At 56.0% G+C, this 17,792-nt stretch carries 18 protein-coding genes; 8 read left to right on the forward strand and 10 right to left on the reverse strand.

The window, feature by feature from the left end:
* Nucleotides 1-3 precede the first annotated feature (3 nt).
* Complete coding sequence (locus AB1E42_RS03495; protein ID WP_368345613.1) at nt 4-1,425, forward strand: sulfotransferase; 1,422 nt, start codon at nt 4-6, stop codon at nt 1,423-1,425.
* A 4-nt stretch (nt 1,426-1,429) separates the two neighbouring features.
* Here AB1E42_RS03495 and AB1E42_RS03500 read toward each other — a convergent pair whose 3' ends face one another.
* The 3 genes from AB1E42_RS03500 to AB1E42_RS03510 form a co-directional block, all read right to left on the reverse strand.
* A complete protein-coding gene (locus AB1E42_RS03500; protein WP_368345614.1) occupies nt 1,430-2,197 on the reverse strand; it encodes an FCD domain-containing protein in 768 nt (255 codons plus the stop codon).
* A gap of 99 nt (nt 2,198-2,296) precedes the next feature.
* Entirely contained in the window at nt 2,297-2,956 is a 660-nt protein-coding gene (locus AB1E42_RS03505; RefSeq protein WP_368345615.1) for an OmpA family protein, read from the reverse strand.
* A 101-nt stretch (nt 2,957-3,057) separates the two neighbouring features.
* Nucleotides 3,058-3,897, reverse strand: coding sequence for a methylated-DNA--[protein]-cysteine S-methyltransferase (locus AB1E42_RS03510; RefSeq protein WP_368345616.1), 840 nt, complete (start codon nt 3,895-3,897; stop codon nt 3,058-3,060).
* Between the two features lie 96 nt (nt 3,898-3,993).
* Here AB1E42_RS03510 and nth point away from each other — a divergent pair, with 96 nt between their 5' ends.
* Together nth and AB1E42_RS03520 are read left to right on the forward strand one after the other, a co-directional pair.
* Nucleotides 3,994-4,638: an endonuclease III gene (nth, locus tag AB1E42_RS03515; RefSeq protein ID WP_368345617.1), complete on the forward strand. Its 645-nt coding sequence runs from the start codon at nt 3,994-3,996 to the stop codon at nt 4,636-4,638.
* Nucleotides 4,635-5,627 carry an adenosine kinase gene (locus AB1E42_RS03520; RefSeq protein WP_368345618.1) on the forward strand — a complete coding sequence of 331 codons (993 nt, stop codon included), beginning with the start codon at nt 4,635-4,637 and terminating at the stop codon, nt 5,625-5,627. Before nth ends, AB1E42_RS03520 begins: the two co-directional genes overlap by 4 nt.
* Before the next feature lie 5 nt (nt 5,628-5,632).
* Here the strand turns inward: AB1E42_RS03520 and AB1E42_RS03525 are convergent, their stop codons facing one another.
* Entirely contained in the window at nt 5,633-6,055 is a 423-nt protein-coding gene (locus AB1E42_RS03525; RefSeq protein WP_368345619.1) for an OsmC family protein, read from the reverse strand.
* Between the two features lie 64 nt (nt 6,056-6,119).
* Entirely contained in the window at nt 6,120-6,938 is an 819-nt protein-coding gene (locus AB1E42_RS03530; protein ID WP_368345620.1) for a sulfotransferase family protein, read from the reverse strand.
* A gap of 137 nt (nt 6,939-7,075) precedes the next feature.
* Here AB1E42_RS03530 and AB1E42_RS03535 point away from each other — a divergent pair, with 137 nt between their 5' ends.
* Complete coding sequence (locus AB1E42_RS03535; RefSeq protein ID WP_368345621.1) at nt 7,076-8,653, forward strand: DUF5928 domain-containing protein; 1,578 nt, start codon at nt 7,076-7,078, stop codon at nt 8,651-8,653.
* A 10-nt stretch (nt 8,654-8,663) separates the two neighbouring features.
* Entirely contained in the window at nt 8,664-9,026 is a 363-nt protein-coding gene (locus AB1E42_RS03540; RefSeq protein WP_368345622.1) for an HIT domain-containing protein, read from the forward strand.
* On the opposite strand, the gene AB1E42_RS03545 is transcribed toward AB1E42_RS03540, so the two are convergent.
* On the reverse strand, nt 9,027-9,959 hold the full coding sequence (locus AB1E42_RS03545; RefSeq protein ID WP_368345623.1) for an ABC transporter ATP-binding protein: 933 nt from the start codon (nt 9,957-9,959) through the stop codon (nt 9,027-9,029). It abuts the gene before it with no gap.
* A 98-nt stretch (nt 9,960-10,057) separates the two neighbouring features.
* Here AB1E42_RS03545 and AB1E42_RS03550 point away from each other — a divergent pair, with 98 nt between their 5' ends.
* From AB1E42_RS03550 to AB1E42_RS03560, 3 genes are all read left to right on the forward strand, one after another.
* Nucleotides 10,058-10,240, forward strand: a complete 183-nt coding sequence (locus AB1E42_RS03550; protein ID WP_368345624.1) for a zinc-finger domain-containing protein — start codon at nt 10,058-10,060, stop codon at nt 10,238-10,240.
* A gap of 77 nt (nt 10,241-10,317) precedes the next feature.
* Nucleotides 10,318-13,128 (forward strand): DNA polymerase I, encoded by a 2,811-nt coding sequence (gene polA, locus AB1E42_RS03555; RefSeq protein ID WP_368345625.1) that lies wholly within the window; start codon nt 10,318-10,320, stop codon nt 13,126-13,128.
* A gap of 40 nt (nt 13,129-13,168) precedes the next feature.
* On the forward strand, nt 13,169-13,825 hold the full coding sequence (locus tag AB1E42_RS03560) for a cyclic nucleotide-binding domain-containing protein (protein WP_368345626.1): 657 nt from the start codon (nt 13,169-13,171) through the stop codon (nt 13,823-13,825).
* Between the two features lie 41 nt (nt 13,826-13,866).
* Here AB1E42_RS03560 and AB1E42_RS03565 read toward each other — a convergent pair whose 3' ends face one another.
* The 4 genes from AB1E42_RS03565 to glcE form a co-directional block, all read right to left on the reverse strand.
* Nucleotides 13,867-14,328 (reverse strand): Hsp20 family protein, encoded by a 462-nt coding sequence (locus AB1E42_RS03565; RefSeq protein ID WP_368345627.1) that lies wholly within the window; start codon nt 14,326-14,328, stop codon nt 13,867-13,869.
* Nucleotides 14,329-14,449: 121 nt separating this feature from the next.
* On the reverse strand, nt 14,450-15,274 hold the full coding sequence (locus tag AB1E42_RS03570; protein ID WP_368345628.1) for a serine protease: 825 nt from the start codon (nt 15,272-15,274) through the stop codon (nt 14,450-14,452).
* A 54-nt stretch (nt 15,275-15,328) separates the two neighbouring features.
* Nucleotides 15,329-16,663, reverse strand: coding sequence for a glycolate oxidase subunit GlcF (gene glcF, locus AB1E42_RS03575; protein ID WP_368345629.1), 1,335 nt, complete (start codon nt 16,661-16,663; stop codon nt 15,329-15,331).
* Between the two features lie 2 nt (nt 16,664-16,665).
* A complete protein-coding gene (gene glcE, locus AB1E42_RS03580) occupies nt 16,666-17,778 on the reverse strand; it encodes a glycolate oxidase subunit GlcE (protein WP_368345630.1) in 1,113 nt (370 codons plus the stop codon).
* Between the last annotated feature and the right edge of the window lie 14 nt (nt 17,779-17,792).

Here is a 17,792-nt window from a genome sequence, read left to right on the forward strand (position 1 = left end):
GCCATGATCGAGCAATTGCTGATCGTCGCGGTGATCGGGATGGGCGCTGCGGCGGCTCTGAGACGATTGCCGCTTGTTGAACAGGCTCGCATCTTTTCGCAGACCTCCCAGCGGGCAATAAGAGCGCTTGGGCGGTCAGGTGCATCAGATCACTGGAAAGAGCGGTTGTTGCGTGGCTGTGCGCTCAGAACTTTGCGCGCAACGGCAATAACGGTTGCGCTTCTGGGCGCGTTTGTGCTGGCGATTTCAAGCATCGTGTTTGTGCTCGATGGGCTTTTCGATCTTGCAGTTTTTGACGTTCTTCTGGCGCCTTCGGGACTTATAGCTGCAACGTTCGGCGGGTTACTCTGGTTGGCTCTCGCGAAGGTCGTGCCACGAAAGCAGAACAGCGATTATGGCCTGCTTGAGCGTATCATGCACCGTTTGGTGCTTGGAAACCGTGGGATTGCGGAAGCCTGTTTTGACATGGACCAACGCATGGTGCGGGGCAGCACCGTGTGGGTTGAAGAGGGTGCGCATGTTTTTGTCGTTGGGCTTGCGCGCGCAGGCACAACGGCCCTTATGCGGACAATCCACGACAGCGGCGCGTTCCGCTCTTTGCTCTACGAAGATATGCCATTTGTTCTAGCACCAAACTTCTGGCAGAAACTCCGCCGCCCAAGACGGGATGCGGAGGCGATGCAGGAGCGGGCGCATGGTGACGGGCTAATGGTGAGCCAGAAAAGCCCTGAGTGCCTCGATGAGGTGTTTTGGCGGGTGTTTGATGGGGAAGCCTATATCGGCCAGAAGGAAATGCTGCCGCATCATCCCTCCGCTGAATTGCAGAAGAAGTTTCGCGCCTATGTCGCGGCGATCCTCAATGCGACGCCGGAGAAGCGGTATCTTTCGAAAAACAACAATAATATCATCCGTTTACCTGCGATCTGCGCGATGTTTCCGAATGCGCATATACTAGTGATGTTCAGAGATCCGCTTGACCATGCAACCTCGTTATTGCGTCAGCATCGACGGTTCACGGAGCGGCAAACGGAGGATCCCTTTGTCGGCGCGTATATGAATTGGCTGGCGCATCACGAGTTTGGTGCGGGACATTTGCCTTTTGCGCCGGAGGCGGCGGAAGGCAGTTCGCCTAACGAATTGCTCTATTGGCTCCGACAATGGAGCGCCGTGTATGAGCGGCTCTTGAAGGAGGCACCTCACAACGCGACCTTTATCTGCTATGAGAGTTTATGTGATGATCCGGCCCTTTGGCCCGTGATCGCGGAAAAGTTGGATATTCCTGAAGGCGCGCCTGACTTCAAGAAACCGCATCACAAACCAATTCCTCTGGCAGAATCCGACGATGCATTGGTGTATGTGCGTGATGTCTATGATCGGTTAGTCGCGCGCTCAGAAGCCGAATGGGGCGTCACTCCTGCGGAGTAGTTCCCTAGCGAGAGGCTTCGTGTTCGAAGCGCTTCTTTGCATAAACTTCGTTGCGGTCGGCCCGCTGCTGATCAGTCAGAGCACGTTCGACATAGGTCAAATGCGCTTCTACCGCGCCGCGCGCGCCCTCTGGGTCGCGGGCTTGAAGTGCCTTATTGATGGCACGGTGTTGGTCTATGAGGACTTCGCGGCTTGTCCTTTGCTTGAACATAACCTGCCGATTATAGAACACGCCCTCGCGTAGCAATTGATACATCGAACGCATCATATGCAGCATGATGACGTTATGGCTGGCATCAATGATCGCGAGATGGAAATCCGCATCGAGCCGTGCTTCGTCGGACGGATTGCGTTTTTGGTGGGCGGCTTCCATTTTCTTGAAGATCGTATCAATGACCTTCAAATCTGTATCCGATCCAAGTTTCGCCGCCCGCTCGGCGGCAAGCCCTTCCATATCACGGCGGAAATGAATGTAATCGAATACCGCCTCGTCATGGCTGGCAAAGAGCCGCACCAATGCATCGGAAAACGCAGAGCCAAGAACATCTGCCACGAAGACCCCTGCGCCTGCACGGGTCGTCAGCAAGCCGCGCTCCTGAAGATCAGAAATTGCTTCGCGCAGTGACGGACGAGAGACACCGAGGCGCTCGCTCATTTCACGTTCGGCGGGGAGCCGTTCGCCCGGTTTGAGAATACCACGCAGGATCAAGCCCTCGATCTGCTTGACCACTCCGTTGGACAGTTTCTCCTGTTGGATCTTCTCGAACGGCATGTCTCTCCTCCATTGGTAAAAATATATTACCAAATGACTCATGGCGGCAACAAAAAAGGGGCCACGCGGAGTGGCCCCAATCTTGGAATGTGAATAAAATCAGACGGTTGGGGTGATAATAATCTCGACGCGACGGTTCTGCTGCCGTCCCTCAGGGGTGAGGTTGGTTGCGATGGGGGCGTTTTCTCCCCTGCCGATTGACTGGATGCGGAGAGGCGAAACACCAGATTCGATGAGCACGTTGGTCACGGCGCTGGCGCGGCGGGCGCTGAGATCCTGGTTGTATTCTGCGCTGCCAGTGTTGTCGGTGTGGCCGATCACGTTGATCCGCGTATCAGGATAGCGGTTGATACTGTCGGCCAAAGTACGGAGATCGCTGCGGAGGGCGCCGGTTAGATCTGCTGAGTCGACCGCGAAAAGGATATCCTGAGGCATGGTCACGATCAGCTCGTTGCCTGTGTTGACGATGCCGACCTGACCGCCCATTTGTTCGCGCAGCTCGGCTTCTTGCCGGTCAAGCGCCGCCCCGCCGATCGCGCCAAGGCCGCCGCCGATCACCGCGCCTGCGATGGCGCGGCCGCGCCGGTCTTCTGCTGTTTCGCCCCCCGATAGCCCGATCAAAGCACCAAGACCTGCACCCAGCAATGCGCCTTGCTGGGCATTGCGGTTCGGGTTGTTCGTATCGCGCATGTCGACACATGCGGAAACTGTCGTCAGGCTGGCTGCGGCGAAGATCAGCGAGATGCGAGAAAGGGTCATGACTATTTTCCTTTCGTTATGAAGCGGAGGCGCTTTGAGCCAAGCTATCTAAATCAGTGGGATGTTATGCAATAGCATGATGCATGTCCGAGATGAATTGCTCAAGTATCCAGCGCTTCCAGACGTGCGGATTCATATGCAAGGATCGCGCGTTTGACTGGCAGCCCCCAGTGGTAGCCCCCCAAGCCACCGCTTTTGCGCAGAGCGCGGTGGCAGGGGATGAGAAGGCTGATTGGGTTGCGGCCAACTGCGGTGCCGACGGCGCGAACTGCTTTTGGGTTACCGATGGCCGCGGCGAGATCGGAATAGGTGCTCACATGGCCCGACGGGATGGCGAGCAGCGCCTCCCAGACCTTGATCTGGAAAGGAGCGCCGATAAGGTGCAGCGGCGTTTCCTTGTGGGTCAGAAAAGCCGCTTCTGCCCACGGGAGCAGGCGAATTTTGTCTTCAACAAAAGTGGCGTTGGGCCAACGCCCCGCAAGATCGGAATAGGCTTCTGTCCGTCCCATTTCGGCGGCAAAGGCCAAACCGCAGATGCCGCGATCAGTACCCATTATCAAGGCGGGGCCGAAGGGGCTATCGAACCAGCCTGTATAGATTGTCAGGCCGCTGCCCCCGCGCGCATATTCACCGGGGCTCATGGCCTCCCATGTCACAAAGAGATCATGAAGCCGCCCGCCACCTGACAGCCCGACAGAATGAGCCGTATCGAGGACGCTGTGGCGGGAATTGAGCAGCTCGCGCGCGTGATCTATGTGAAGATATTGTTGGTAGCGCTTAGGTGATACGCCAACCCATTGCGAAAATAGCCGCTGGAAATGGGCAGGACTGAGGCCGACCTCTTTTGACAGCGCCTCAAGTGAAAGCGGTCCCTGTTGCGCGTGGGTGTCGATCACATCCAAGGCGCGGCGGATCAGCGTGAAATGGTAGTTCTCTTCCATACTCGGAACATAGGCTCTGTATGGAACCGCCGCGACCCGAAACTTGCGCAAACGGGAAGGCTTGCGAAGGCGTGTCTCCAAAGGCATACCCGCTTTATGGTAAAGCAGCTTGACTATCACACGATCCGAGAGATCTTCACTCGTTTTCGCGACATGGAGTCCGAGCCGAAGGGAGAGCTCGACCATGTGAATGCTTATACGCTCGTGGTGGCGGTGGCGCTATCTGCGCAGGCGACGGATGCGGGTGTGAACCGCGCGACGCGGGAACTTTTCAAGATTGCTGATACGCCCCAAAAGATGCTTGAGCTGGGCGAAGAGGGCCTGATCGCACATATCAAGACGATTGGACTGTTCCGCAACAAAGCTAAGAATGTAATCAAGCTGTCCCGTATTCTGGTTGAAGAATACGGCGGTGAAGTCCCGAATTCCCGCGCAGCGCTGCAATCCCTACCCGGGGTCGGGCGGAAGACGGCCAACGTGGTGCTGAACATGTGGTGGCGCTTTCCAGCGCAGGCGGTGGACACGCATATCTTCCGCGTGGGCAATCGTACTGGCATAGCGATGGGCAAGAACGTGGATGCCGTCGAGCGCGCGATCGAGGACCATATCCCTGCTGATTTTCAGCTCCATGCGCATCATTGGCTAATATTGCACGGGCGTTATATCTGCGTGGCGCGCAAACCAAAATGCGGAGCCTGTTTGATCAGGGATCTCTGCAAGTTCGAGGATAAGAGCATATGAAGAAGTTTCAGGTTGTCGGTATCGGGAACGCGATGGTGGATGTTCTAACCCGCGCCGAAGACTCGTTTCTGGACGAAGCAGGGATTGAAAAAGGCATCATGCAACTGATCGATATGGAGCGCGCGGTCGCGCTTTATGGCCAGATCGGGCCGGCGCGTGAGATCTCTGGAGGGTCTGCGGCAAACACGATTGCCGGCATTGCCCAGCTTGGTGGCCGGACGGCCTATGTCGGCAAAGTGAAAGACGATCAGCTTGGCGCGATTTTCGCGCATGACTTGCGGGCGCAGGGAGCGGAGTATCAAACTGCGCTAGCCCCGAAAAACGCAGATGGCGAGACTGGGCGCTGCATTGTGGTGGTGACGCCGGATGGCGAGCGTTCAATGAATACCTACCTCGGCGTTACCGAGTTTCTGGAACCCTCCGACATCGACCCCGAAATGATGGGTGATGCGGAGTGGATCTATCTGGAGGGCTACAGGTTTGACGGACCCGACAGCCATGCGGCCTTCGCCAAGGCAATCAATGCTTGCAAGGGGCGGGGCGGTAAAGTCGCGTTGACGCTCTCTGATCCGTTTTGCGTGGAAAGGCACCGCGATGCCTTCCGCATGATGATCCGCGAGGACGTCGACCTGTTGTTCTGCAACCGCGCCGAGATGCTATCGATGTATCAGACGGACGATTTTGACGAGGCGCTCAAGCAGGCCGGCGAGGAGGTCGAAATGGTCGCCTGCACCGATAGCGAGCATGGGGCGCATGTGATTTCTGGTCGGGTGCGGCGGCATGCGCCCGCTGTACCGACGCAGATTGTGGATGCAACAGGCGCGGGTGACCTGTTTGCGGGAGCCTTCATGTGGGGGCTGGTCAATGGCCATGATGCCGAAACCTGCGGCCGCATGGGGTGTGTTGCTGCCTCGGAAATCATCAGCCACATCGGCGCGCGCCCCGAGGCGGACCTCAAGGCGCTATTTACTAAACACGGTTTGATTTGAGGCGATCACTCGCTTGTGTCAATGATCGTGAAGGCGTGAGTGACATCGGCAGTTTTGGCCAATGTTGCAACGGCGGAGCAGTATTTCTCGACTGACAGATCTACTGCGCGTGCGACTTTCTTTTCGTTCAAGCCGCGCCCCGATATCGTGAATTGCATATGCACTTTGGTGAAGACCTTAGGGTCTTCAGTGGCGCGCTCACCATCAATATCGCACACGCAATCCTCGATCCGCTCGCGGCCTTTTTCAAGGATGGATACGACATCGTAGGAGGAACAGCCGGCCGTTCCCATAAGAACCAGTTCCATTGGGCTCGGGCCGGGTGTCGGTGCATCGGGGTTGGGGCGAGTGCCCAATACGATTGAATGGCCGGTGCCAGAGGTTCCTATGAAGGTCCGGCTTTCGGCCCATTTAACGCGCGCTTTCATGCGATGCTCCCAAGTTTAGATCGCGATCAGATGTAGGGCGGCGCTGGAGGAAGTGCAACGGGCGCTATTCACCCAGCTTTGCATGAATTTCGGCAAGGTCGATTTCGCCGGTCGGCAACTTGTTAGCGGGGTTTTCAAAGTCGTAGCGGAAGAGCTGGAAGTCTTTCTTGTACATCTCGTAGACCAGATGCATCGAAAGATCGTCGAAATAGTCTTCAACCGGATGCGCGCGCTTGGGGCCATGACCTTCACTTTCGTTGAAGCGCGGGGTCTGGGCGAGGTCAACAGGGTGAGGGGTCTCGATATTGTCGAGAACAACCTGCATGCCCTCGTTGAACTTCTCGGTCCAGAAAATGTGATTATAGCGGCCGCCATTGGCAATGAATGTGGAGATGTGGCCAGACATCGCGGACCAGTGAATGTCAGGATCCATCGGGCGGCGCCAGCGGATGGTATCGCGCGCGAAGAGCAGGAAGCGGCGAAAGCTCTTGATCTGGTCGAACTCGAAGCCAGTAGCGGGATCACCGACCTCGATTCCGTATTTCTGGATGAGCAGTGGGACAAGGTTGCCGCGATAGCGACGCCCGTTTCGTTGGATGCCGCATATTTTGTCAAAAAAGGAAGACAAAATGCGGGTGTATGGGTTGCGCACGCATGTGAAAGCATAGGCTTGCTGGGCGGTGACGGCTTCTGAAATGGCGTCCTTGCTGGCATCAAAAGCCCATTTATGCATACCGGATTGCGCATCGTGGATGTCGCCATCGAAATATGTTCCGTGGTCCGAGTAATAGAGAACCTGACCGATCGTTGAGCAGGCACATTTGGGAACCACGCGATAGATCACGCTCTCGCTTTCAGTCATCCAAGTGCCGGGAAATCCCATTTTGCTTACTCCTTGCGCCGTTTATCGACGCCAAAGCCCAATAACGCTTTCAAAAAATCAACATCCCCTGTTTATTCAACCTTGGTTCACGCTATCAAGTGAAAACCAAAAATGGAGAGAACGGGAACTGCGGACGCATGGCAAAGATCGCCTTTATTCTTCTGTGCCACAAAGATCCGGCGGCGATCGTGCAGCAAGCGCGACAGCTGACGGCCGCAGGAGATTATATCGCCATCCATTTCGATGCGAGTGCTCCCAGTGAGGCTTATGAGCAGATCAAAGATGAGCTCGGCAGCGACCCTAATGTCGTTTTCGCAAAGAAACGCATCAAGTGTGGTTGGGGGGAATGGAGCCTCGTTCGGGCAACGCTCTATGCGATTGAGGCTGCGGTTGATGAATTCCCCCGCGCGACGCATTTCTACATGGTGTCGGGCGACTGTATGGCGATCAAGTCAGCCGAATATGCGCACAGGTTCCTCGACTCGCGGGATGTTGATTACATTGAAAGCGTTGATTATTTCGAGGGCGGTTGGATCAAGACCGGTATGATCGAAGAGCGTTTGATCTATCGCCATTTTTTCAACGAACGTAAAAATAAGTGGATTTTTTACAAAAGCCTCGAGTTGCAAAAGCGGCTCGGCCTAAAGAGGGAAATTCCAAACGATCTACAGATCATGATCGGAAGCCAGTGGTGGTGTTTGCGCCGAAGGACGATCGAATGGGTTATCGATTTCACGCGTAAGCGGCGCGATATCATGCGTTTTTTCAAGACGACGTGGATTCCAGACGAGACGTTTTTTCAGACGATTGTCCGTCATCTGGTTCCCGGGCACGAGATCGAGAGTCGCACGCTCACATTCCTGATGTTTACCGATTACGGGATGCCTGTGACGTTCTATAATGATCACTACGATTTGCTTCTGTCTCAGGATGCATTGTTCGCGCGAAAGATCAGCCCAGAGGCAAAGAAACTCAAGACACGCCTTGGCGCGCTTTATGCGTCAGAGCGCACTGATTTTCGTATTTCGGACGAAGGGCGCAATCGCTTTCAGTTCCTGGTCGGGCGGGGGCGTGTTGGGCGCAGGTTCGGGCCGCGCTTTTGGGAAAAAGACAGCTCACTCGGGCGTGATCGGGAACTACTGATCATTGCCTGCAAAAAATGGCATGTGGCGAAGCGCTTGGTCGGTTCGATTAAGCACCATACAAACCTTCCGGCTGTTGATTACCTCTTCAACGAGGAGAATACACCGCTGCCGGATCTGGGCGGCATTCAGGAAAATCTGACGAAACGGACCCGCCACCGGCGCGCACTCATGAGGATGTTGTTCGAGTATTTCGATACCAAGCGCCTGATCATGTGTATCGACACGGCGAGCATCGACCTTTTGCACGATTTCTTTTCTGACAGGTCGCGCACCAAACTTCTGGAAGTAGAGTGTAATTTCAGTGACGACTACCTGATCGGCCACGCCAAGCGCGTTGGCCTCGCAGGTGAGGAAACACAAAAGGAAACGCTTCAGCAGCTTTTACCCACCGTGCGCTACGATGTGATCTATGAAAGTGATGCCATTAAGGATGCCCAGTTTCCGGACCATTTCCGGATTACTGAAGGAATTTCCGCTGAACAGAATGCATTGGCGCTGGAGGCTTTTCTATCGGTGGATCATGATGTAGCGCTTGGCGTGGCGCAGACGCCGTATTTGTTCGTTGACTGAGGAGCTAGCCGTGGAATTTGTTTACGATCCCGAGAACATTTTCGCCAAAATTCTGCGCGGAGAGATCCCGAATAAAACTGTTTACGAAAACGATCATGCGCTGGCATTTCATGATATCGCACCGCAGGCACCCCAGCATGTGATGGTGATCCCAAAGGGCGCCTATGTCAGCCTTGACCATTTTGCGCGCGATGCGAGCGCGGAAGAACAGCATGGTTTTATGAAGGCTGTCGCTGAAGTGTGCGAGATTCTGGGCGTTGATGACGGTTTTCGCGCAATCGCGAATTCGCGGGAACATGGCGGACAGGAAGTGCCGCATTTCCACCTGCACATTGTTTCGGGGCGGCCATTAGGGCCTATGCTTGCGCGGTGATCAACGCGCCGATGTCAGCGAGAGGAATACATCTTCAAGGTCAGCTTCCTCGGTCTTAACGTCGCGAATACTGATGCCTACGTCCCGCACCGCTGCGAGGACTGACTCGGCCGTGGTGGTAGAACTGCGATAGGTAAAGACGAGTGCACCATCATTGCGCTTGCTTGCGGTGATTCCCGCTGGCAACGGTGGGATATCAGCGGCGCCGTCAGGGTGAATCACCATGGTTTTCCCGTCCAAGCGACCAAGCAGGTTCGCGGTGGTATCGCGGGTAATTAATTCGCCGTGGTTGATGATCGCGATCTCATCACACATCGCCTCTGCCTCTTCGAGGTAATGGGTGGTCAAAATGATTGTCATGCCGTCTTCTTCGTTCAGGCGCCGCACATTTTTCCAGAGCATATTGCGCAGTTCGATGTCGACACCGGCAGTGGGTTCATCGAGCACGAGAATCTGTGGGCGGTGGACGAGGGCTTTTCCGAGGAGGAGCCGCCGCCGCATGCCGCCTGAGAGAGAGCGGGAGTAAGCTTCCGCTTTGTCGGTCAGGCCGATGAGTTCAAGAATTTCTTCGGTGCGGCGTTGAGATCTTGGAACGCCGTATAGGCCGGCTTGCACTTCAAGGCTGCCACGGGGCGTGAAGAACGGATCAAGGTTGGGTTCCTGTGGCATGATCCCGATTGCGGCGCGGCTTTGCCTCGGATTTTTGTCCTGATCGAAACCCCAGATTCGGACAGTACCCGCCGACTTTGTGACAAGACCAGCAAGGATGTTGATCAAGGTCGATTTTCCCGCCCCGTTAGGGCCGAGCAAACCGAAGATCGACCCTCTCGGGATATCCAGATCGACGCCTTTGAGAGCTTCTTTGGCGGGGGAGCGGCCAGAAGCGCGGTAAGTCTTGCGCAGACCCGATATTTCAATGGCGTTCTGTGACATCTGTTGCCTTTCGCGACTTGTTCGCGGCGTTGGGATCAGTAGTATGCTCCCGATGTAAAGCGGGCGGTTGTCCGCGGCAACCAAATGAAGGCGACGCAATGACCCATCCGGTGCCAGAAACCAAAATTGTCGATCAGTGGCGCATCGCTTGCGATGGCGGCGAGGGCGCATTGGGGCATCCGCGCGTGTGGCTCTCGATTCCGCATGATCGTGGTTGGGTAGAGTGCCCATATTGCGATGCGCGTTTCGTTCACGGTGAAGCGGCAGACGACGCCGACTAAGCCGCTTTCGCATTCCACACTGGAAGCTGATCCCCGTTCGTGCCAAACCATGAGTAAACGCAGGAACGGGAGTTGCCATGACGGGCTTCGGCAAGGGATGCCATTTGCACCTGATCGACGGATCGGCTTTTATCTTCAGAGCCTACCACGCGCTGCCGCCGCTGACGCGCAAATCAGACGGGTTGCCCGTTGGTGCGGTGAGCGGCTTCGTCAACATGCTGCAACGCTATGTCGAGTCGAATAACGGGCCCGATGCCGCAACACATGTTGCAGTGATTTTCGATAAGGGCAGCCACACATTCCGTAACGATCTTTATGATCTCTACAAAGCCAATCGGGACGAGATGCCCGAAGACCTGCGCCCGCAAATGCCGCTGACGCGGAGGGCGACGGAAGCATTCAATATCGCTTGCAAAGAGCTTGAAGGCTTTGAGGCGGACGACATCATCGGGACGCTCGCCTGCCGTGCGCGCGAAGCGGGCGGGCGCGTGACCATTGTTTCTTCGGACAAGGATTTGATGCAGCTCGTCGGTGACGGCGTCGAAATGCTTGATCCGATGAAGAACCGCCGGATTGACCGCGAAGGTGTTTTTGAAAAGTTTGGGGTGGCGCCGGAACGTGTTGTGGACGTGCAGGCGTTGGCGGGCGACAGCGTTGACAACGTCCCCGGTGCGCCGGGTATCGGGATCAAAACCGCGGCGCTCTTGATCAATGAGTTTGGCGACCTGGAGACGTTGCTAGACCGCGCCGAGGAGATCAAACAGCCGAAGCGGCGGCAGACTTTGATCGAGAACCGCGCGCAGATCGAACTGTCGAAGAAATTGGTCCAGCTTGATTGCGATATGGTGCTCGATTTTACACTCGAAGAATTGGAAGTGCGTGATCCGGATCCAGACGCACTGCTTGGCTTTCTGGCCGAAATGGAATTCCGCACGATAACAAAGCGCGTGTCCGAAAAGCTTGGTGTTGAGGCTCCGGTGATTCTGGACACGACGCCGGAAGGGGCTGATCCTGTCGATGCGGTGCCGAGCATCGCTGAACTGCCCTTTGATACGGACGCCTATGAATGTGTGCGTACAGAAGCGCAACTCAAACAATGGATCACCAAGATCATCGATCGCGGCTATGTTGCCGTCGATACGGAGACAACGGGCCTTGACGAGATGCGGGCCGATCTCGTCGGGATTAGCCTTTGTGTCGAGGCTGGGCAGGCGTGTTACATCCCATTGACGCATAAGGAGGCGCGCGGAGACGACCTCTTCGGCTCGGATGCCTTGGCCGATGGGCAAATGGGGCTGGAAGATTGCTTGACGTTGCTTCGTCCAGTTCTGGAGGATCAAGCGATCCTGAAAATCGGGCAGAATATGAAATATGATGCCAAGATTTTTGCCCGCTACGATGTGACCGTCGCGCCAATTGATGACACGATGCTCATTTCCTACGCCATGAATGCGGGGCTTCACGGGCATGGGATGGACCTGTTGAGCGAGCGCTACCTTGGCCACAAGCCGATCGAGATTAAATCCCTTCTCGGAACAGGAAAGAGCGCTATCACGTTTGATCGGGTACCAGTTGATGATGCTGTAAAATACGCGGCTGAAGATGCCGATATTACGCTCCGCCTATGGCAGCATCTCAAGCCACAGCTGCACCGGAACAAGGTCACGACCGTCTACGAGACGATGGAACGTCCACTGGTGCCGGTCTTGGCGCGGATGGAGATGGCGGGGATCAAAGTCGAGCGCGACACGTTGAGCCGGATGTCCAATTCATTCGCCCAGAAGATGGCGGGGTTGGAGGCTGAAATACAGGAAAAAGCAGGAAGGCCATTCAATGTAGGTTCACCCAAGCAGCTTGGTGAAATCCTGTTCGATGAGCTTGGCCTGCCTGGTGGCAAGAAAGGTAAGACAGGTGCTTATGGAACAGGCGCGGATGTCTTGGAGGATCTGGCGACCGAACATGAATTGCCTGGGCTGGTGCTCGACTGGAGGCAATTGTCCAAGCTGAAATCCACCTACACCGACGCATTACAGGATCACATAAACCCTGCCACGGGGCGGGTGCATACGTCCTATGTGATTTCTGGCGCGAATACGGGGCGGTTGGCCTCGACGGATCCCAATCTGCAAAACATTCCTATACGATCCGAGGATGGTCGGCGTATTCGCGAGGCCTTTGTCGCAGAAGAGGGTAAGCGGATTGTCAGCCTCGATTACAGCCAGATCGAATTGCGTATTCTGGCGCATGTGGCAGGGATTGATACGCTCAAACAGGCCTTCCGTGACGGGCAGGATATTCACGCGCTGACGGCCAGCGAGATGTTTGATGTGCCTCTTGCGGAGATGACATCAGATATTCGCAGGCAGGCGAAAGCAATCAATTTCGGCGTGATCTACGGTATTTCTGGTTTTGGTTTGGCGCGTAATTTGCGGATTCCGAGAGCTGAGGCGCAGGGCTTTATTGATCGTTACTTTGAACGTTTCCCCGGTATTCGTGCTTACATGGACGATACCGTCGCCTTCGCCAAAGAACACGGCTTCGTTGAAACCCTGTTTGGGCGTAAAATCCATACGCCAGAGATCAACGCAAAAGGCCCGGGTGCAGGATTTGCGAAACGCGCAGCGATCAACGCACCAATTCAGGGAACGGCTGCTGATGTGATCCGGCGGGCCATGATCCGTATGGATGCGGCCATTTCGGATTTGCCTGCAAAGATGCTATTGCAGGTGCATGACGAATTGATCTTCGAGGTTGATGAAGGCTGCGTGGATGACCTGATCGCGCGTGCGCGCGACGTGATGGAGAGCGCAGCAGACCCGGCTGTCAGGCTGGATGTCCGCTTAGAGGCCGATAGCGGCGTCGGCGCCAATTGGGCGGAAGCACATTAATTAGGCAGAGGATATTCGAAATGTCTGATCGGAGCCTACCATGACCTTTTGGATTGAAATGGTCGGTTGGGCTGCGGTCGCGTTCACTTTTGCAGCCTACTCGATGAAAACGATGTTGCCGCTGCGGGTGGTGGCAATCCTCGCGAATATTTCGTTTGTCTACTTCAGCTACGAGGAATCCATCCTACCGACATTGGTGCTGCATCTTGCCTTGCTGCCACTGAATGTTACGCGGCTGGTACAGATCCTAAAAATGCGCCGGAAGGTGCGTGACGTTTCCCATCAGGATGGAAATTTAGAAGGGCTGCGCCCCCTGCTGAAAGCCGTGGATTTTGACGACGGCAGCTACGTTTTCCGCAAAGGGGATCCGCCCGACCGTATTTATGTTTTGGATGCGGGGGAGATCGAGCTTGTCGAGCTAGGGAAGACCCTGAAGCCTGGCGAATTGTTTGGTGAAATTGCGTTCTTCACCGAGCAAAAGGTGCGGACGCTTTCTGCCAAATGCAAAGGCCCCTGTCGTATCCTGACGATGAATGAAAATGACTTCCTCAGGGTTTATTACCAAGATCCGTCATTCGGGTTCTACATCATCAAGCTGGTTGCTTCGCGGCTTTATGAAGGTATCGAGCAGCGGCCCGATGCCTATCGGACCGCTGCCGGCGGCGACAATTCGTCCAACGAGCGCCATCCGGTTTAGGGAGGGAGAGAAGAAGGCACATCAGCGGACGCATTGCGACGCTAGTTTACAGGCTTACCTTCAAGGATGTCGCTGTTTCTGGATGATTTCGAAATCTCGATGCGGCGCGGTTTAAGCGCCTCGGGCACTTCTTTGACCAAATCAATGTGCAGCATGCCGTTCTCATGCACCGCGCCAGAGACACGAACATGATCGGCTAGTTGGAAACGACGCTCGAAGGCGCGCGTAGCGATGCCGCGATGCAAATATGTGCGCTCTTCCTCGTCAGATTTGCGACCTGAAATGAGAAGTGCGTTCTCGCGGACCTCAATGGTGAGATCCTCATCGGAGAAACCCGCGACTGCGAGCGAAATACGCCATGCATCCTCGGAGGTTTTTTCGATGTTGTAGGGGGGGTAGCTGGGCTGGCTTACGTCTTTTGTCAGGACGCGATCCATAAGGTCGGCGATCTGATCGTAGCCAACTGTGGCGCGATACAGGGGTGCGAGATCAAAGCTGCGCATGGGAATCCTCCTTTGAGCGATACCTATTTTTATGCCTTCCCGAAGGGACAGGCGGTGATCGAGGCCCAATTTGGCGCCTCTCTTAAAGATATTGGAAAGGGTGAAAGGCTTTTCAAGAGGGTCAGGGACGAATGAATTTCGCGCCGGTGTCCGTGCGTTCGCCAGGGGTGATTACGCGCACTTGAGGCGGGGGATTGCGACCCAGCGCGCCGGTCCCTGCGCGTGATGCGGCGATCACGGCGGGCAGGGTTGCGGCAATGTCCGGTCCGAGCGTTACCCGCCGCCCGTCATCCAGCTCGCCCATTGCGGAGACGACCGAGACAATCGCCAGATGCGATCCGACCTGCTGGAACACAGGGGCGCCGGACGTGCCGAAATCGGCCTCGCAGTCAGTCACAAGCATTTCATTTGCGACACCGACAAAGCGACACCCCTCTTGCAGGATAGGGCTGTCGGCATGATCCTTGTCGTAAGATACAAGGGTAACGTTCGCGGCGGTCAAGCTGGCGACCGTAGTGGCAAACGGCTCGATATCCGGTAGGCGGATCGGTTGTGCGAGCTGGATCAGGGCGAGATCATGTGCCGAACGATCCGTTGGCTCGTCGGAGAAGTAGTCAAAAGCGGGGTGTATGGTGATGCTCCGGGCCTGCCGCGTAACAGCGGCGATGCCCCGCCGCAGCCCCGCTCGAAAAGTCAGTCTGCTCACCGAAACGGGAGCATCTGTGTGGTGATCTATGACGCAATGAGCCGCAGTGATCACGAGGTCGATGTCAATGATCGCAGCAGTACAAAAGCCCTGATCGCTAACGTCCAAACGTCCGACCGCCTTCCAGCTGGAGCCGATTTCTGTCGTATTGGCACCATCTAATGTCTGCGCACTACTTGCGTCAGGACTGCCACCTAAGAGCAGGCATAGTGCCGCGAGAAAGAATGCCGCAACGCGCATAGTAATGTGTTCCTGCTCGCCAGTTTAGGGCTGGATTGGATGCAACTTAGCGGGTTAGCGCAGGATTGGAACCTCTGGTTTGATCGGAGACGGGGATCGATGTGAGGTTTCCAGCGCGCGCGGCTTGGGACCACCCGTTGCCCAGTCCAGAAGTTCAACCGTGTGGACTACAGGCACGCCGGTCGCGGCACCGATTTGCATCATGCACCCAATATTCCCCGCGGCGATGATATCAGGCGATAGAGCCTCCAGAGTCTGCACTTTGCGCGCCTTTAGCTTGCCTGAAATTTCCGGCTGCATGAGGTTATATGTACCAGCGGAGCCGCAGCATAGATGTGGATCGGCTGGCTCAAGAACCGTAAAGCCAGCTTCTTTCAACAAGAGTTTTGGGTAGGTTTTGATTTGCTGGCCATGCTGAAGGGAGCACGCAGCGTGATAGGCAACTGTCAGGTCGGGAACGGTGGTCTGAGGTAGGTCAAGATCAGTAATGACCTCAGAAATGTCCTTTGCGATGGCGCTCACCCGCGCGGCATCGGCCGCAAGCGGATCGTTACGGAACATGTGGCCGTAGTCTTTGACCGTGGTGCCGCAGCCCGATGTGTTTATGACGATCGCATCAAGCCCTTCGCCATCCATTTCAGAGGCCCATGCGCGTATGTTTTTGGCTGCCGTCTTATGGCTTTCTTCTTCGCGGCCCATGTGGTGGGTCAGTGCACCACAGCATCCTGCGCCTTCGGCTATCACCACTTCACAGCCAAGGCGGCGGAGGAGACGGATGGTCGCGTCATTGATGTCGGTGTTCAGCGCGCGCTGGGCGCACCCGGTCATGAGTGCCACGCGTTTCCGGCGCGGCGTTTCTGGCGCAAAACATTGTGGATCGTCATTGCGGCTTACGGGTGGGATGGTCTTGGGGGCCATTTCAAGCATCGCCCGCAGCCGTGCGTCCGGAATCAACTTACGGAATGGGCGACCAATTTTCGCGCCGAGAAGCGCAATGCGGAATCGCATTGGATAGGGGAGTATGCGCGCCAAAACCCAGCGGAGCGCCCGGTCCGACCAAGGGCGGTCGTAGTGACGCTCGATATAAGCGCGGGCTTCGTCGATCAGATGCATGTAATGCACGCCTGACGGGCAGGTGCTCATGCAAGCAAGGCAGGACAAGCAGCGATCAATATGCTTGACGGTTTTCTCATCGGGTATGCGGCTGTTTTCCAGCATATCCTTGATCAGGTAGATTCGGCCGCGGGGGCTATCCAGTTCGTCTCCAAGGACTTGGTAGGTAGGGCAGGTCGCGGTGCAAAATCCGCAATGCACGCAAGCGCGGAGTATTTCGTTGGCCCGTTGGATGCCTGGATCTTTGAGCTGTTCTGCGGTGAAATTCGTTTGCATGGCTAGCCCATCAATCCAGGGTTCAGGATGCCGCGTGGATCGAACTTCTGCCTCAGCCCCGTGGCGATTTTGGCAAGCGGTGGGGCTTCAGGGTGAAAGGTCGAGATGCGGGTTTTGGTTTCAATCGAGGCGCGGATCAACGTAGCGTGACCCTGGAACGCACCGAGGCGGGCGCGCAGATCTGTTCCTTCTGGCATACGCAGCCAAATCAAGCCGCCGCCCCAATCAAGCACGCTCGCTAACGGGGCCGCGCGTTCAAGAAGAGACGGAGCGTCGGTGGCTTTTGTCGAGATGCGCCAAATATCGCCGGGTTCTCCGGCAAAAGCTTTCACATCACGGATATCGCTCCAAAGAGTTTCGGCGTTTTCGACTATTTCTATCGCGCCAAAATCCTTCAATATCTCTGCCAGCTTGCTGCTTCGGTAATCCACCGAAGCATTAAAACCTTCAAGGCGGAAAAGGGTGCGCGTGCTGCTGGTGTCATGGGCCACGCCGCTCACTTCGAAAGGAGAGCCGAGCGCGCGTGCCATCGCTTTTACCGCTTGCGCTTGGTCCAACCCTGAAAGCGCCAAAGTTGCGGACTTCTCAACATTTGGGAGAACTTTCATTGCAACTTCGGTCAGGATTCCCAATGTTCCGTAACTACCAGCCAAGAGCTTCACAAGATCATAGCCGGTGACATTTTTCATCACGCGTCCGCCGTTTTTCAGCACTTTTCCAGCCCCGTCAACGAATCGAACACCCAGCATGTAATCCCGCGCGGCACCCACCTGCACGCGGCGAGGACCGGAAAGGTTCATGGCTGCGATGGAGCCAATTGTTGGTGTGCCTTCCGTGCTGAGGAGTGCGCGGTAGTCTGGCGGCTCGAAGGGAAGGCGCTGATTATGCTCCGACAGTGCTGCCTTGATTTCGGCAATCGGTGTTCCGGCTTGAGCGACGATGGTCAACGCACCCGGTTCGTAAAGGGAGATACCCGACAAGCCGGTGGTTTTTACCACGGTGCAGGCTCCGGTAACGCGGCCAATAGGGCGGGTGCCGCCACCTTGAATATGCAACGGTCGTTGCGTTGTCGCGACCAGCTCAGCAAGCTCCTGCTCTGATTTGGGTGTGAGCACGTCAGCGCCCCTTT

This window comes from Pelagovum sp. HNIBRBA483 (genome assembly GCF_040931995.1).
GTDB lineage: Bacteria > Pseudomonadota > Alphaproteobacteria > Rhodobacterales > Rhodobacteraceae > JAEPMR01.

Bases quoted from the DNA above. Each gene is read 5' to 3' on its own strand.
- glcF (WP_368345629.1), bottom strand. From the start codon at position 16,663: ATGCAAACGAATTTCACCGCAGAACAGCTCAAAGATCCAGGCATCCAA.
- AB1E42_RS03525 (WP_368345619.1), bottom strand. From the start codon at position 6,055: ATGAAAGCGCGCGTTAAATGGGCCGAAAGCCGGACCTTCATAGGAACC.
- AB1E42_RS03520 (WP_368345618.1), top strand. From the start codon at position 4,635: ATGAAGAAGTTTCAGGTTGTCGGTATCGGGAACGCGATGGTGGATGTT.
- AB1E42_RS03535 (WP_368345621.1), top strand. From the start codon at position 7,076: ATGGCAAAGATCGCCTTTATTCTTCTGTGCCACAAAGATCCGGCGGCG.
- AB1E42_RS03570 (WP_368345628.1), bottom strand. From the start codon at position 15,274: ATGCGCGTTGCGGCATTCTTTCTCGCGGCACTATGCCTGCTCTTAGGT.
- AB1E42_RS03560 (WP_368345626.1), top strand. From the start codon at position 13,169: ATGACCTTTTGGATTGAAATGGTCGGTTGGGCTGCGGTCGCGTTCACT.
- AB1E42_RS03500 (WP_368345614.1), bottom strand. From the start codon at position 2,197: ATGCCGTTCGAGAAGATCCAACAGGAGAAACTGTCCAACGGAGTGGTC.
- AB1E42_RS03565 (WP_368345627.1), bottom strand. From the start codon at position 14,328: ATGCGCAGCTTTGATCTCGCACCCCTGTATCGCGCCACAGTTGGCTAC.
- AB1E42_RS03530 (WP_368345620.1), bottom strand. From the start codon at position 6,938: ATGGGATTTCCCGGCACTTGGATGACTGAAAGCGAGAGCGTGATCTAT.
- AB1E42_RS03545 (WP_368345623.1), bottom strand. From the start codon at position 9,959: ATGTCACAGAACGCCATTGAAATATCGGGTCTGCGCAAGACTTACCGC.
- AB1E42_RS03505 (WP_368345615.1), bottom strand. From the start codon at position 2,956: ATGACCCTTTCTCGCATCTCGCTGATCTTCGCCGCAGCCAGCCTGACG.
- polA (WP_368345625.1), top strand. From the start codon at position 10,318: ATGACGGGCTTCGGCAAGGGATGCCATTTGCACCTGATCGACGGATCG.
- AB1E42_RS03510 (WP_368345616.1), bottom strand. From the start codon at position 3,897: ATGGAAGAGAACTACCATTTCACGCTGATCCGCCGCGCCTTGGATGTG.
- AB1E42_RS03550 (WP_368345624.1), top strand. From the start codon at position 10,058: ATGACCCATCCGGTGCCAGAAACCAAAATTGTCGATCAGTGGCGCATC.
- nth (WP_368345617.1), top strand. From the start codon at position 3,994: ATGGTAAAGCAGCTTGACTATCACACGATCCGAGAGATCTTCACTCGT.
- AB1E42_RS03495 (WP_368345613.1), top strand. From the start codon at position 4: ATGATCGAGCAATTGCTGATCGTCGCGGTGATCGGGATGGGCGCTGCG.